The sequence below is a fragment of the Actinomadura rubrisoli genome, from assembly GCF_004349215.1.
In the GTDB taxonomy this organism is placed as follows: Bacteria; Actinomycetota; Actinomycetes; order Streptosporangiales; family Streptosporangiaceae; genus Spirillospora; species Spirillospora rubrisoli.
The window spans coordinates 1-13972 of sequence record NZ_SMKU01000253.1 but is presented as its reverse complement, the minus strand read 5'-3'; the positions used below and the strand labels follow the sequence as shown (position 1 = coordinate 13972).

Sequence of the window (13972 nt, the reverse complement as noted above, 5' to 3'; positions counted from 1 at the left end):
GTTCAGTGTGACATCGCGGTTGGTGGGAACCGGGGGCGTTTCGCGGGCGTCCAAAGTCAATGCGTGCTCGTTCGTTCGCTCCTATTGCACCGGCCGCGGCGATGATGCTGCTGGCCGGGTGCGCCAGCTCATCGGGCCATGACGATCGTCGGGCGGAGGCGCCGCCGATGCGGTTGGTGGCCTATGACAGCTGTGACGATCTCCTGGGCGGTCTGCGCCGGGCCGCCGCAGATCAGGTCGGCCCGTACGGGCTGGGGGGTCCCGTGCCGCTGGCGGGCCTTCCCGAGGGCGACACGGCGCTGAACAAAGGCGCGGTGCCCGCGCCCGCGCCGGCCGACGGCGGTGGGAAGGCGCCCCAGCATTCCACCACGAACAGCCATGAGCCAGGCGCCGACGAGCCCGACCTCGTGAAGACCGACGGGCGCCGGATCGTCACACTCGCCCGGGGGCGGCTCCAGGTCATCGATCCCGCGACACGCAAGGTCGCGCACACGCTGAGCCTTGCGGAACGGGACGGGTATCCCGGCGGGAGCTTCAACTCACAGCTCCTGCTGAGCGGCGAGCGCGTTCTGATCCTGACGCCTCAGGCGCCGATGCTCGGGCGTGACCTTCCGGCGGACCCGCGACGGCCCGGTCCCGCGCGTCCGCAGACGCGGCTGACGCTGGTCGACCTGGCCGGTGCTCCGAAGGTCGTCGGGACGATGACGTCCGACAGCATGTATCTGGACGCGCGGCAGAGCGGCTCGGTCGTGCGGGTCGTGGTGCGGTCCACGCCGAAGATCGACTTTCCGCCGCCGGGGCGGGACCCGGAGAAGGCCGTCGAGCGCAACCGGCTTGAGGTGCGGAAGGCGCCGCTCGACGCCTGGCTGCCCACCTTCACGGTCGGCGAGGGCAAGGCCGCGAAGAACTACCGGGCGCCGTGCGACCAGGTCAGCCGGCCCGCCGCGTACACCGGGGCCGGCATGGTGAGCGTTCTGACGTTCGATCTGGCGCGCGGGCTGGCCGATCCGTCGCCGGTCGCGGTCGCCACCGATGGCGCGACCGTCTACGGCAACGGGTCGAGCCTCTACATCGCCGGCAATCCGCCCGTCCCGGCCAGGCCGGTCAAGGGCCCGGCGCCCGTCGAGCAGCGCACGGACGTGCACCGGTTCGACGTCCGGAACGGGGGACGGCCCCAGTACGCGGCGTCCGGCTCGGTGCCGGGCACCCTGCTCAGCCAGTATTCGCTGTCGGAGTTGCAGGGGAATCTGCGCGTCGTCACGACGACCGATCCCGGGCAGGGGACGGGTCGTCCCAGCGGGTCGACGTCGCAGAGCTCGATGTACGTTCTGGCCCAGAACGGCTCCCGGCTCGACCAGATCGGACGGGCGGACGGGCTCGGCAAGGGCGAGCGTGTCTACGCGGTCCGGTTCCTCGGCACACTCGCGTATGTTGTGACGTTCAAGCAGGTCGACCCGCTGTACGTGCTCGACTTGAAGGACCCTCGTCGGCCCCGCGTCACCGGCGAACTCAAGATCACTGGATATTCGGCCTACCTGCATCCCATGGCGGACGGGCGGCTCCTCGGCATCGGCCAGGACGCCGACGCCTCCGGCCGGACCAAGGGGCTCCAGGCGTCCCTCTTCGATGTCAGCGGCACTCCGCGCCGGGTGGCCTCCTACAAGCTGCCCGGCGCGTCGTCCCAGACCGAGTTCGACCCGCACGCGTTCCTGTACTGGCCCGGGACCGGGCTCGCCGTCGTCCCGGTGTCGCGGCCGGAGCGCGGGGCGAGTGAGGCGCTGGCGCTCAAGGTCACGGGCACCGGCCTTCGCGAGGCCGGGAGCGTCAAGCATCCGGGCACGGACTACGGCAACTCCATCCGCCGCTCGGTCGTCATCGGCGACACGCTGTGGACGTTCTCCGAGGACGGGGCCCGCGCCACCGACGTGGCCACGCTCGCCGACCGCGGCTGGCTCCCGTTCACCGCGGGATGAGCGGAGACGGTCAGCGCAGGCCGGTGGAGCGGGTGAGGGCCGTCTGGATGAGCCGGTCGACCAGGGCCGGGTAGTCCAGCCCGGTCGCGGCCCACATCTGCGGGAACGCCGACGCCGGGGTGAAGCCCGGCATCGTGTTGATCTCGTTGAGGATCCAGCGGCCGTCGGGGGTGAGGAAGAAGTCGACCCGGGCCAGCCCCTCGCAGTCGAGGGCGTCGAACGCCTGGACCGCGACGCGCCTGACCTCCTCGATGGCGGCGGGCGGCAGGTCCGGCGGGATCGCCATGCGGGTGGAGCCGTCGAGGTACTTGGTCTCGAAGTCGTAGAAGTCGTGGTCGCCGGCCATCAGCACCTCGGCGGGCAGGCTCGCCTCGGCGGGGCCGTCGTCCAGGCCCTGCAGCACGCCGCATTCGATCTCGCGGCCCTCGACGGCGGCCTCGACGATCACCTTGGGGTCGTGCTCGCGGGCCGCCTCGATCGCGGCCTCCAGGGCGGCCTCGGCGGTGACCCGGGTGATGCCCATGCTGGATCCGGCGCGCGCCGGCTTGACGAAGACGGGACGGCCGTCCGCCAGCCCCAGCTCCTTGACCTCGTCGATCTTGCGCTTGCGCTCGCGGCGCCACTCGCGGTCGCCGATCAGCACGTACGGGCCGACGGGCAGCCCGCGCGCCTGCCAGACGAGCTTCATGAAGCCCTTGTCCATGCCGACCGCGCTGGCGAGGACCCCGGCGCCGACGTAGCGGACCCCGGCCAGGTCGAGCAGGCCCTGGATGGTGCCGTCCTCGCCGTACGGGCCGTGCAGCAGCGGCAGGACGACGTCGACCTCGCCGAGCGTCGCGGGGACCTTGCCGGGCTCGACGACCATCAGGCCGGGGCTGGACGGGTCGAACGGCAGGGCGAGCGCGTTGCCTTCGCCGGTGACCTCGGGGAGCCGCCCGTCCTCGATGGCGAGGCGCTGGTCCTCGGGGGCGAGCACCCAGCGGCCGTCGCGGGCGATGCCGACCGGCATCACCTCGTAGCGGTCCCGGTCGATGGCGGCCATGACCGCGCCCGCGGTGACGCAGGAGATCGCGTGCTCGGAGCTGCGCCCGCCGAAGACCACCGCCACGCGCGCCTTACGAGAAACCTGGGACATGACGCCCGACCCTACCCGTGATCAGCCCGGGTCGGCCACGAGCGAAGCGGGCGGGGACGGGGACGGCACCGCCGGACCGAGGGTGTCCAGGGCGTCGCTGACGTCGCGGACGAGGTCGTCGGCGTCCTCCAGCCCGAGGGAGAACCGGACCGCGCCCGGGTCGATCCCGGCGGAGCGCAGCCCGGCCTCGTCGAGCCGGCGGTGCGTGGTGGAGGCGGCGTGCGCGGCCGTGGTGCGGGTGCCGCCGAGGGACGCGGCGGGCGCGGCGAGCCGGACGGCCCTGGCGAGGGCGAGGCCCGCGTCCGCGCCGCCGTGCGGGACGACGGTGACGACCGCGCCGAAGCGGGTGCCCTCGGGCCCGGCGTCGAACAGCACGCGGGCGAGGCCGTGCCCCGGATGTTCGGGCAGGCCCGGGTAGCCGACCGACCGGACGGCGGGATGGTGGGCGATGGACGCGGCGAACACGCTCGCCGTGTCGCACTGGCGGCGCACCCGCAGCGGCAGCGTCTCCAGGCCGCGGCGCAGCCGGGACGACTCGTCCGGCGCGAGGGGCGCGCCGATCCCGTCCAGCGCCCGGCGGACCTCGGTCATCGGCCCGGCGGGACCGGCGACCGCGCCGCCGGACGCGTCGCCGTGGCCGCCGAGGTAGGCGGCGGACGAGTGGACGACCAGGTCGGCGCCGTGCTCCAGCGGACGGCATACGACCGGTGTGGTGAGCGTGGAGTCGACCGCGAGCAGCGCCCCGGCGTCGTGCGCGATCTCGGCGAGCGAGGGCAGGTCGGCCACGGCCAGGGCCGGGTCGGCGAGCGTCTCGGCCCACACCAGCCGGGTGGACGGGCGCAGCGCCGCGCGGACGGCGTCGGGATCGCCGGCCGGGACGAAGGACGTCTCGACGCCGAGGCGGGCGAGCAGGTCGTGGACGCCGCCGTGCGCGGTGGCGGGGGCGATCACGTGGGCGCCCGCGCCGGCGAAGGCGAGCAGGACCGCCGCGACCGCGGCCCGGCCGGACGCGAACGCCTCGCCCTCGACGGGTTCGCTCAGCCGGAAGCCCTCCAGCGAGGCGAGCCCGGCGGCGAACCCGGAGGCGGACTCCGCCTCGGCGCGCTGGAGCGGCGGCAGGTGGACGGCGCGGCTGTTCTCGCCGAGTTCACGAAGGTCTCTACGCATCGCATAGAGGATGTCACACTCCGTAGCGCTCCGGCTTGGGGGAACGCGAGATGAGCGAGATCGCCGCCTCCTTGATCGGCATGCCGTGGTACAGCACGGCGGTCACCGCCTCGGTGATCGGCATCTCCACGTTGTGCTTGCGCGCCAGCTCCAGCACCGGCTCGGAGGACTTGACGCCCTCGGCGGTCTGCTTGGTGACGGCGATGACCTGCTCCAGCGTCATGCCGCGGCCCAGGTTCTCGCCGAACGTCCGGTTGCGCGCCAGCGGCGAGACGCAGGACGCGACGAGGTCGCCCATCCCGGCGAGCCCGGCGAAGGTGTGCTCGTCCGCGCCGAGCGCGGCGCCCAGCCGGGCGATCTCGGCCAGCCCGCGGGTCATCAGCAGCGACTGGGTGTTGGCGCCGAACCCGAGCCCGACCGACATCCCGACGCACAGCGCGACGATGTTCTTCACGGCGCCGCCCAGCTCGCAGCCGATCACGTCCGTGGAGGTGTAGACGCGGAAGTACGACGTCATGGTGGCGGCCTGGAGGCTCCGCGCGGCGTCCTCGTCCACGCACGCGGCGACGGCGGCGCTGGGCTCCCCGCTCGCGATCTCGCGGGCCAGGTTCGGCCCGCTGAACACCGCCACCCGCTCCTCGGGGACGTCGGCGACCTCCCCGATCACCTCCGACATCCGCCGGGTGGTGCCGAGCTCGACGCCCTTCATCAGGCTGACCAGGACGGCCTCGGGCGGCAGCAGCGGGACCCAGCGGGCGAGGTTGCGCCGGAGCGTCTGCGCCGGGACGGCCAGCGCCACGAAGTCGGCGCCCGCCAGGGCCTCGGCCGGGTCGGTGGTCGCGCGGAGCCCCGCGGGCAGCTGGATGCCGGGCAGGTAGTCGGCGTTCTCGTGCCGCTCGTTGATCGCCTCGACGACCTCGGGGCGGCGGCCCCACACGGTGACCTCGCCGCCCGCGTCGTGCAGCATCTTGGCGAACGTCGTGCCCCAGGACCCGGAGCCCATCACCGCGCTACGGAAGGTCACGAGTCGGCCGCCTTCTTCTCGGCGGCCTCGGCGCTCCCGGCGGCGCCGGTCTCGGGCTTCGCCGGGGCGGCCTCACTGTCGGCGGCCTCGGGAACGGCGGCCTCGCGCTCGGCGGCCTCGGAGACGGCGGCGTCCGGCGCGGCGACGGCGTCCGGCTTGGCCGTCCGGGCGGCGGTGATCCTGCGGCGCTCCTCCAGGACCTTGTGGTGGTCGTACAGCTCCTGCGGCGGCTCCTGGCCGCGCAGCTCGCCGAGCAGGCCGGCGATCTTGGCCATGATCTCGTCGGTAGCCGCCCGGAGCGTCTCCTTGGACAGCGGCAGTCCCGCGTAGGCCGACAGGTCCACCGGCGGGCCGGCGATCACCCTCATGGTCTTGCGGGGGAACGGGTGGAAGCCCCTCTTCAGGCGCCCGGCCAGCCCCTTCTGCTCGCCCTTCTTGTACGGCAGCAGCTCGTGCGCGCCCCAGCTCGCCACCGGGACGACCTTGGCGCCGGTCTTGAGGGCCATCCGCGCCACACCGGTCTGGCCGGTCATGGGCCACAGCTCGGGGTCGCGGGTGCAGCTGCCCTCGGGGTAGAACATCAGGCACTCGCCGTCCACCAGGGCCTTCTCGGCGTCCCTGAGGGCGAGGGCGGCGTCGGAGCTGTCGCGGTAGACGGGGATCTGGCCGGTGCCGCGCAGGACGCTGCGCAGGAACATCACGTCGAAGAGCGTGGACTTGGCCAGGTACACGGGGTAGCGGCCCGCCCCGTAGACGAAGTGGGCGAGGGCCAGCGGGTCGGACTCGGAGATGTGGTTGGCGGCGATGATGACCCCGCCGGACCCGGGTACGTTCCCCCGGCCTCGCCAGTCCCGCTTCAGCAGCCCGGTCAGCAGCGGGCGCAGGATGACGATCGTGAGCTTCCGCCAGGCGGGCGAATACCCGTGGCTCATGCCCGTCCCTCCTCGATCCGTACCCCGCGTGAACTTGGGGTGTCCTCAAGTGTCGCGGTTGCGTGCGCATAGTGTCGAGTTGCCATGTCTACAGCAGCGCGCAGTGCGCCTCATCTCCAGTGGTCGCTCGTCGTACCGGTCAAGGTGCTGGCACGGGCCAAGACCCGCATGTCCGCGGCCGCGGGCCCGCACCGGCAGGACCTCGCGCTCGCGGTGGCGGCCGACACGGTGGCCGCGGCGCTGCGCTGCGACCGGGTGCGGAGTGTGATAGTGGTCACCGACGACCCCCTTCCCGCGGCGGAGCTGGCCGCTCTCGGCGCCCGCGTGGTGCCCGACGAGCCGGACGCCGGCCTGAACCCGGCCCTGGTGTACGGGGCGGGCCGGAGCCGGGAGCTGTCCCCTGACGCGGGCGTCGGCGCGCTGTCGGCCGATCTGCCCGCTTTGCGGCCGGACGAACTCGCCCGTGTCCTGGAGGGGGCGGAACTGGCGCCCGAGTCCTTCGTCCCGGACGCGGCGGGTATCGGGACGACCCTCTACACCGCCCGTCCGGGCGTTCCGTTCTCCCCCGCGTTCGGCGGTGACTCGCGCACCGCGCACCGGGCCCGGGGGGCCAGGGAACTGCTTCTCGGCGATATCGACAGCGTACGCCGTGATGTGGACACACCGGACGACCTGCGCGCGGCGCTCGCGCTGGGCACGGGCCCCCGCACGGCCGCCGTGGCCGCCCGCCTGCCCGCGCTCGGCGCCCCCGCCTGAGGGGCCGCGCCGGGGATAGGGTGCCGGGTATGCAGGGGACGGTGCGGATCTTCGACGCCGCGACGCGGACGGGCAGCGTGCTGCTCGACGACGGGACGGAGCTGCCCTTCGACGCCGACGCGTTCGGGGCGGGCGGGCTGCGGCTGCTGCGCTTCGGCCAGCGCGTCAACCTCGCCATGGCCGGCGACCGGGTCACCGTCGTGACGCTGTCGACGTTCCCGCTGCCCGCCCCGCCGCAGACCCCCGCCTAAGTACCGGAGACACCGGCCCGGGCGTGGTCCCGGAGACACCGGATCCAGATACGCGCCAGCGCCCGGGACCGTTTTGGCACGGTCCCGGGCGCTGGCGCGGTGACGCTACTTCTTGCCGGCCACCAGGTTCTTGAAGTCCGCCCCGGCCTTGAACTTCGGAACGGACGTCGCGGGAACCTGGATGGTCTTGCCCGTTGCGGGATTCCGGGCCGTACGGGCAGGCCGGTCGGCCTTCTCGAACGAACCGAACCCCGTGATCGCGACCTTGTCGCCCTTGGCGACGGCGGTCTGGATCGTCTCCAGGATCGCGTCGACGGCCTCGGCTGCGGCCTTCTTGCTGCCCAGCCGGTCAGAGATCGCGTCGACCAGCTCACGCTTGTTCATGGGTTACTCCTCTAGTTCCCCCCTTGCCCGAACGAAACTAAGGGACCTCCAGCATGGACACAATCACCTGCACGCAAGAGTTGCCGTGTCGCTGGCGTTTTTGTCGGTCTCGCCCCCGTCTCGCCGGGTGACCGGACCGGATCCGGCCACTGCGCACGCTAACGGACGTCGGGGGCGTCTTGGAAATCGGCGAGGAACGCGTCCAGCCTGCGGGCGGCCAGGTCGGCGTCCCGTTTGGCCAGATCGGTGATCGCCAGGAGGTGCCGGATGAGCCGCTGCCGGGTCTCGGGAGGCAGCGGCGCCACCGCCCTGTGGGCGTCGCGCAGCCGCCGCGCGAGCCGGGTCAGGGCGGGGTCGTCCCACTCCGGCCCGGTCCACGGATCCGTGCCCAATTCGTGCCCCCCAACGCTTCGGAACGAGTCGCGTCCTAGGGCGATTCTCCTCGGTGCGGAACCGCCGCCGTCCATCCGGGGGTCGCCGAAGACCCGGCCCGTCCTCCTGGGAGGCGGGGCGGGCCGGGTGGCGGGACGCCGCGCGGTCAGAGCGTGACCGGCAGCCAGGCGGCGCGCTTCTCCTCGAACTCGGTGACGGCGTCGGCGTGGCGGAGGGTGAGGCCGATGTCGTCCAGGCCCTCCAGGAGCCGCCAGCGGGTGTAGTCGTCGATCTCGAAGGGCGCGGCCTCGGCGCCCCAGCGGACCTCACGGCTCCCGAGGTCGACGGTGATCTCCAGGGCGGGGTCCTTCTCGACCGCGGCCTGCAGGCTCTCGACCTGCTCGCCGGTCAGGACGACCGGCAGCAGCCCCATCTTGGTGGAGTTGTTGCGGAAGATGTCGCCGAAGCGCGGCGCGATGACGACGCGGAACCCGTACTGCTGCAGGGCCCAGACGGCGTGCTCGCGGGACGAGCCGGTGCCGAAGTCGGGCCCGGCGACCAGGATGCCCGCGCCCGCGTACCGGGACTGGTTCAGGACGAACTCCGGGTCCTCGCGCCAGGCGGAGAACAGGCCCTTGTCGAATCCGGTGCGGCTGACCTGCTTCAGCCAGACCGCCGGGATGATCTGGTCGGTGTCGACGTTGCTGCGGCGCAGCGGGACCGCGCGCCCGGTGTAGGTGGTGAACGCTTCCATGATCCAGTCCTCACAGATCGGCAGGGGCGGCCAGGCGGCCGGTGACGGCGGTGGCGGCGGCGACGGCGGGCGACACCAGGTGCGTGCGGCCGCCGGGCCCCTGCCGTCCCTCGAAGTTGCGGTTGGACGTCGAGGCGCTGCGCTCCCCCGGCGTGAGCTTGTCGGGGTTCATGGCGAGGCACATCGAGCAGCCGGCCTCGCGCCATTCGGCGCCGGCGGCGGAGATGACCTCGTGCAGCCCCTCCTCCTCGGCCTGCCTCTTGACCTTCATGGAGCCGGGGACGACCAGCATCCGGACGCCGCCCGCGACCTTGCGGCCCTCCAGCACGCCCGCGACCGCGCGCAGGTCCTCGATGCGGCCGTTGGTGCAGGAGCCGACGAAGACGGTGTCGACCTCGATCTCGCGCAGCGGCGTCCCGGCGGTCAGGCCCATGTACGCAAGGGCCCGCTCGGCCGCCTGGCGGGCGGCCGGGTCGGTGTAGGACGCGGGGTCCGGGACGGAGCCGTCCAGGGGCAGGCCCTGGCCCGGGTTGGTGCCCCAGGTGACGAACGGGGTCAGTTCGGCCGCGTCGATCACGACCTCCTTGTCGAAGACCGCGTCGTCGTCGGTGCGCAGGGACGTCCAGTACTCGACGGCCCGCTCCCACTCCTCGCCTGAGGGAGCATGCGGACGGCCCTTGAGGTATTCGAACGTCTTCTCGTCCGGGGCGATCATCCCCGCGCGGGCGCCCGCCTCGATGGACATGTTGCAGACCGTCATGCGGCCCTCCATCGACAGCGCCCTGATCGCCTCGCCGCGGTACTCGATGATGTGGCCCTGGCCGCCACCGGTGCCGATCCGCGCGATGACCGCCAGGATGAGGTCCTTGGCGGTGACGCCCGCGGGCAGCGCGCCGTCCACGGTCACGGCCATCGTCTTCGGCTTGATCTGCGGCAGCGTCTGGGTGGCCAGGACGTGCTCGACCTCGCTGGTGCCGATGCCGAAGGCCAGCGCGCCGAAGGCGCCGTGCGTGGAGGTGTGCGAATCGCCGCACACCACGGTCATGCCGGGCTGGGTGAGGCCGAGCTGCGGGCCGATGACGTGGACGATGCCCTGCCCGTCGTCGCCCATGGGGTGCAGGCGGACGCCGAAGTCGGAGCAGTTCTTGCGCAGCGTCTCGACCTGGGCGCGCGACACGGGGTCGGCGATCGGCTTGAGCAGGTCCGTCGTCGGGACGTTGTGGTCCTCGGTGGCGATCGTCAGGTCGGGGCGGCGGACCCGGCGGCCGGCCAGGCGCAGCCCGTCGAACGCCTGCGGGCTGGTGACCTCGTGGACGAGGTGCAGGTCGATGTAGAGGAGGTCCGGCTCACCCTCGGCACGCCGTACGACGTGCGCGTCGTACACCTTCTCGGCCAATGTACGGCCCATCACTCCCACCTCACCTGTCACGGTCGTCGGCGCTCCGTCGCGCCGTGGTCCTTGGTCACCTCGACTTGCATCTCAAATTACGAGACGGCAATATCAAGACATGGACAACTCTAGCGGAGTCGGCGTACTCGACAAAGCGGTTCTCGTGCTGAACGCGCTGGAGGCCGGTCCGGCCTCGCTCGCCCAGCTCGTCCAGACGACCGGGCTGGCCCGCCCGACCGCGCACCGGCTGGCCGTCGCGCTGGAGCACCACCGCCTCGTGCACCGCGACACGCAGGGGCGCTTCATCCTCGGCCCGAGGCTGGCCGAGCTGGCGGTCGCGGCGGGCGAGGACCGCCTCCTCGCCATCGCCCAGCCGGTCCTCGCCCAGTTGCGCGACCTCACCGGCGAGAGCGCCTCCCTCTTCCGCCGCCAGGGCGACGTCCGGGTCTGCGTCGCCTCCGCCGAGCGGACCAGCGGCCTGCGCGACACCATCCCCGTCGGCGCCGCGCTCCCCATGACCGCCGGCTCCGCCGCGCAGGTCCTGCTCGCCTGGGAGGAGCCCGACCGGATGCACCGAGGGCTGCGCGGCGCCAAGTTCGAGGCCACCACGCTCGCGTCCGTTCGCCGCCGGGGCTGGGCCCAGAGCGTCGGCGAGCGCGAGCAGGGCGTCGGATCGGTCTCGGCCCCCGTCCGCGGCGCGGGCGGACGGGTGATCGCCGCCGTCTCCGTCTCGGGCCCGCTGGAACGCCTGACCCGCTCCCCCGGCCGCCTCCACGCCGTCCCCGTCATGGCCGCCGCCGACAAGGTCACCGAGGGCATGCGCCGGAGTTCCTCCTAGCCGTCCCCGCCCGGACGGGAATCCCGCGTCCGGAGCGAATTGGATAGTGCAAGTATCTGAGCAGGGCCCCTGGATAGCGTTAGCCTCCAGTCAAGGGGGTGCGCGGTGCAGATCTCCGAGCTCAGCGATCGCAGCGGCCTGACGGTCCAGACGATCAAGTTCTATATCCGCGAGGGCCTGCTCCCGAAGGGCTCGGCGGTGAGCGCGACCCGCTCGGAGTACGACCGGCGGCACCTGGAGCGGCTGCGCCTGATCAGCGCGCTGCGCGAGGTCGGCGACCTGCCGGTGGCGGCGATCCAGCAGATCATCGCCGCCATCGACGACGACGGCGTCAGCCTCCACGAGCTGTTCGGCACCACCCAGTACGCCATCGGCCCCCACGTCGCCGCCCCGCACGATCCGCACTGGCGCGCCGCCCGCGAGGACGTCGACGCGCTCATCCGGGAGCTCGGCTGGAGCGTGACGCCGCGCGCCCCCGCCCGCGACCTGCTGGCCCACACGTTCGTGGCACTGCGCCGCCTCGGCTTCCCGATCACGCTGACCGATCTGCGGCCCTACGTCCGGGCCGCGACAGAGGTCGCCGAGCACGAGATGGCCCGGGTCACCGACGAGGCCTCCCGCGCCCGGACGGTCCAATCCCTGCTCGTCTCCACCGTTCTGTACGAGCAGGTTTTAACGGCCCTGCACCGGCTCGCCCAGGAGGACGCGTCCGCGCGCCGTTTCGGAACCGGCTGACCCGCCTCACCAGGGACGTTGTCGTTAATTCCGGCATAATGGGTCGGAATTCTTATTCATATCCCCGCCATGCCGGGTTTGGTACTGAATCGCTTAACATGAATGTCCGTGGGCGGCATTCGCCGTGCACACCCCGAGCATTGCAGAGTGACGTTCTCCGATGACAGCGACCCAGCACCCCGAAGGCTCCCGCGACCGGTGGACCGACCGACTGCTCGCCGAGGGCAGCGATCCCGACCCGCGCTTCACCCTCGCCAACGAGCGCACGTTCCTCGCCTGGATCCGGACGGCCCTGGCGTTGATCGCCGCGGGCGTCGGCGTCGCGCTCACCGGCCGGCTGGTGGAGGCTCCGCTGCGCAACGGGCTCGCCGTCGGGTTCGCCGCGACCGGGGCGCTGGTCGCGGTACTGGCGTTCCGCCGCTGGCTGCGCACCGAGCGGGCGCTGCGGCGCGCCGAGACGCTGCCGCCGCCCGCGTTCGCGCCGATCATGTCGTACGGGCTGGCGATCGCGGCGGTCGTCCTGCTCGTGGCGCTGCTGGCCACCCGGTGAGGCCCGGCGACCGCGGAGCCCAGCCGGAGCGGACGGCGCTGGCCTGGACCCGCACCACGCTCGCGCTGATCGCCGCGGGGCTGCTGTGCGTACGCCTCGCGCCCTCGTCCTCCGGCGCCGCGGCCGCGGGGGCGGTCGTCTGCGGCGGCGCCGTGCTCCAGCTCCGCCGCACCCGGGTGAGCCTGCGGATCCGCCGCCGCGCGCTGCCCGCGGGCGGCGGCGTGGCCGACCCCCTCTCCGTCCTGATCGCGACCGTCCTCACGATGCTGCTAGCCCTGGCCGGTCTCCTGTGCGCCGTGTACGCGTGAGGCGCCGTGTACGCGTGAGGCGCCGTGTACGCGTGAGGCGCCGTGTACGCGTGAACCGCCGTCTAGGCTCTATCCGTGCCCGACGCCCGCCCGTTCGTCAGCCTCGCCACCGACTTCGGCGCCGCCTACACCGCCATCTGCGCCGGTGTCGTCTCCACCATCGCGCCGGACGCCAACGTCCTCGTGCTCAGTGACGAGATCGCGCCGTACGCCGTCGCCGAGGGGGCGATGCTGCTCCGGCAGGCGCTTCCCTACCTGCCCATCGGCGTCCACGTGGGCATCGTGGACCCCGGGGTCGGGACGTCCCGCCGGCCGGTGGCGGTCGAGACCGGGCGCGGGGACGTGCTGGTCGGCCCCGACAACGGCCTGCTCGTCCCGGCGGCCGGGGAGCTGGGCGGCGCGGTCCGGGCGCGCTGCCTGGAGGATCCCGCCTACCGGCTGCCGTCGGTGTCGACGACGTTCCACGGGCGCGACGTCTTCTCTCCGGCCGCCGCGCATCTGGCCCTCGGCGTGGACATGGCCCGCCTCGGCCCCGCCGTCGCCCCGGCGGACCTGCTGCCCCTCGACGTCCCGGCGCCGGTCGTCCGGGACGGGGCGCTGACCGCCGCCGTCCTCTACGCCGACCGGTTCGGCAGCCTGATCCTGCACGCCGACGAGGACGACCTCGTCGGCGCGCTCGGCCCGCTGGCGTACGGGACCCCGCTGGAGCTGTCCGGCGTCGCCGACAGCGGGACCGACGGCGGCGCGACGGTCGGCAGCGGGACGGGCAGCGGCGCGAACGTCGGCGTCACGTTCGAGGAGACGTTCGGCAGCGTCGACGCGGGCGAGCCGCTGATGTGGATCGACTCGTCCGGGCAGCTGGGCCTGGCGGTCAACCAGGGGTCGGCGGCGGAACGGTTCGGGCTCGGCTCCGGGAGCACCGTGACCGTCCGCACCGCCGGGACGGGCCGTCGCGGCGTCCTGGCAGACTGATCGTCATGGACCAGGGGGATCTCGACGTCGTGGCGTGGGTGCAGGTGTCCGGAGGGCGGATGCTGGCCGTCCGGTCGCGGGGCCGCGACCTGCTCTACCTCCCCGGCGGTAAGCGGGAGCCCGGCGAGACCGACTGGTCGGCGCTGTCGCGGGAGGTGCGCGAGGAGCTCGACCTGGAGCTGGACGAGGCGTCCTTCCGCGAGCTCGGCGTGATCCGCGCGCCCGCGCACGACCAGCCCGACTTCGCGCACGTGCGGATGGCGTGCTTCACGGCGTCCTACCGGGGCGCCATGGCGGCGGCCGGAGAGGTCGACGAGTACCTGTACGTCGGCCCCGGCGAGCGGCACCTGCTGGCCCCCGCCGCGCAGGCCGCCCTCAGCCTGGCCGAGGAGCGCGGCCTCCTCGCCTGAGCCTGTCTCTTATACACAGCT

The 13972-nt window shown here is 73.1% G+C and carries 17 protein-coding genes; 9 read left to right on the top strand and 8 right to left on the bottom strand.

The window, feature by feature from the left end:
- The first annotated feature begins 167 nt into the window (after positions 1 to 167).
- Positions 168 to 1973: a beta-propeller domain-containing protein gene (locus E1298_RS33740; protein WP_243725967.1), complete on the top strand. Its 1806-nt coding sequence runs from the start codon at positions 168 to 170 to the stop codon at positions 1971 to 1973.
- Positions 1974 to 1983: 10 nt separating this feature from the next.
- On the opposite strand, the gene E1298_RS33735 is transcribed toward E1298_RS33740, so the two are convergent.
- Genes E1298_RS33735 through E1298_RS33720 form a run of 4 tightly spaced genes read right to left on the bottom strand, consistent with a single transcriptional unit; the run spans position 1984 to position 6231 of the window.
- Positions 1984 to 3108 carry a D-alanine--D-alanine ligase family protein gene (locus E1298_RS33735; protein WP_131900557.1) on the bottom strand — a complete coding sequence of 375 codons (1125 nt, stop codon included), beginning with the start codon at positions 3106 to 3108 and terminating at the stop codon, positions 1984 to 1986.
- Between the two features lie 21 nt (positions 3109 to 3129).
- A complete protein-coding gene (locus E1298_RS33730) occupies positions 3130 to 4275 on the bottom strand; it encodes a trans-sulfuration enzyme family protein (protein ID WP_131900555.1) in 1146 nt (381 codons plus the stop codon).
- 13 nt (positions 4276 to 4288) lie between these two features.
- Positions 4289 to 5278 (bottom strand): NAD(P)H-dependent glycerol-3-phosphate dehydrogenase, encoded by a 990-nt coding sequence (locus tag E1298_RS33725; protein ID WP_131900561.1) that lies wholly within the window; start codon positions 5276 to 5278, stop codon positions 4289 to 4291.
- 17 nt (positions 5279 to 5295) lie between these two features.
- Positions 5296 to 6231 carry a lysophospholipid acyltransferase family protein gene (locus E1298_RS33720; RefSeq protein ID WP_131900553.1) on the bottom strand — a complete coding sequence of 312 codons (936 nt, stop codon included), beginning with the start codon at positions 6229 to 6231 and terminating at the stop codon, positions 5296 to 5298.
- Positions 6232 to 6315: 84 nt separating this feature from the next.
- On the opposite strand from E1298_RS33720, the gene cofC reads away from it, so the two are divergent.
- Both cofC and E1298_RS33710 read left to right on the top strand, forming a co-directional pair.
- Positions 6316 to 6987: a 2-phospho-L-lactate guanylyltransferase gene (gene cofC, locus E1298_RS33715; RefSeq protein WP_131900551.1), complete on the top strand. Its 672-nt coding sequence runs from the start codon at positions 6316 to 6318 to the stop codon at positions 6985 to 6987.
- A 29-nt stretch (positions 6988 to 7016) separates the two neighbouring features.
- Positions 7017 to 7238 (top strand): hypothetical protein, encoded by a 222-nt coding sequence (locus E1298_RS33710; protein ID WP_131900549.1) that lies wholly within the window; start codon positions 7017 to 7019, stop codon positions 7236 to 7238.
- 105 nt (positions 7239 to 7343) lie between these two features.
- Here the strand turns inward: E1298_RS33710 and E1298_RS33705 are convergent, their stop codons facing one another.
- The 4 genes from E1298_RS33705 to leuC all read right to left on the bottom strand — a co-directional run bounded on the left by E1298_RS33705 (position 7344) and on the right by leuC (position 10156).
- Entirely contained in the window at positions 7344 to 7622 is a 279-nt protein-coding gene (locus tag E1298_RS33705; protein ID WP_131900547.1) for an HU family DNA-binding protein, read from the bottom strand.
- Positions 7623 to 7780: 158 nt separating this feature from the next.
- Positions 7781 to 8014, bottom strand: coding sequence for an SCO5555 family protein (locus E1298_RS33700; RefSeq protein WP_131900545.1), 234 nt, complete (start codon positions 8012 to 8014; stop codon positions 7781 to 7783).
- 146 nt (positions 8015 to 8160) lie between these two features.
- Complete coding sequence (gene leuD, locus E1298_RS33695; RefSeq protein ID WP_131900543.1) at positions 8161 to 8748, bottom strand: 3-isopropylmalate dehydratase small subunit; 588 nt, start codon at positions 8746 to 8748, stop codon at positions 8161 to 8163.
- 10 nt (positions 8749 to 8758) lie between these two features.
- Positions 8759 to 10156: a 3-isopropylmalate dehydratase large subunit gene (gene leuC / locus E1298_RS33690; RefSeq protein ID WP_131900541.1), complete on the bottom strand. Its 1398-nt coding sequence runs from the start codon at positions 10154 to 10156 to the stop codon at positions 8759 to 8761.
- A 100-nt stretch (positions 10157 to 10256) separates the two neighbouring features.
- Between leuC and E1298_RS33685 the strand changes: the two genes are divergently transcribed.
- The 6 genes from E1298_RS33685 (at position 10257) to E1298_RS33660 (ending at position 13951) form a co-directional block, all read left to right on the top strand.
- Positions 10257 to 10976, top strand: a complete 720-nt coding sequence (locus E1298_RS33685; protein ID WP_131900539.1) for an IclR family transcriptional regulator — start codon at positions 10257 to 10259, stop codon at positions 10974 to 10976.
- Positions 10977 to 11081: 105 nt separating this feature from the next.
- Complete coding sequence (locus tag E1298_RS33680) at positions 11082 to 11711, top strand: MerR family transcriptional regulator (RefSeq protein WP_131900537.1); 630 nt, start codon at positions 11082 to 11084, stop codon at positions 11709 to 11711.
- 160 nt (positions 11712 to 11871) lie between these two features.
- Complete coding sequence (locus E1298_RS33675) at positions 11872 to 12261, top strand: YidH family protein (RefSeq protein WP_131900536.1); 390 nt, start codon at positions 11872 to 11874, stop codon at positions 12259 to 12261.
- Positions 12258 to 12569: a DUF202 domain-containing protein gene (locus E1298_RS33670; RefSeq protein ID WP_131900534.1), complete on the top strand. Its 312-nt coding sequence runs from the start codon at positions 12258 to 12260 to the stop codon at positions 12567 to 12569. Before E1298_RS33675 ends, E1298_RS33670 begins: the two co-directional genes overlap by 4 nt.
- 75 nt (positions 12570 to 12644) lie before the next feature.
- Positions 12645 to 13541 carry an SAM hydrolase/SAM-dependent halogenase family protein gene (locus tag E1298_RS33665; protein ID WP_131900532.1) on the top strand — a complete coding sequence of 299 codons (897 nt, stop codon included), beginning with the start codon at positions 12645 to 12647 and terminating at the stop codon, positions 13539 to 13541.
- Positions 13542 to 13546: 5 nt separating this feature from the next.
- Complete coding sequence (locus E1298_RS33660; RefSeq protein WP_131900530.1) at positions 13547 to 13951, top strand: NUDIX hydrolase; 405 nt, start codon at positions 13547 to 13549, stop codon at positions 13949 to 13951.
- Positions 13952 to 13972: the final 21 nt, after the last annotated feature.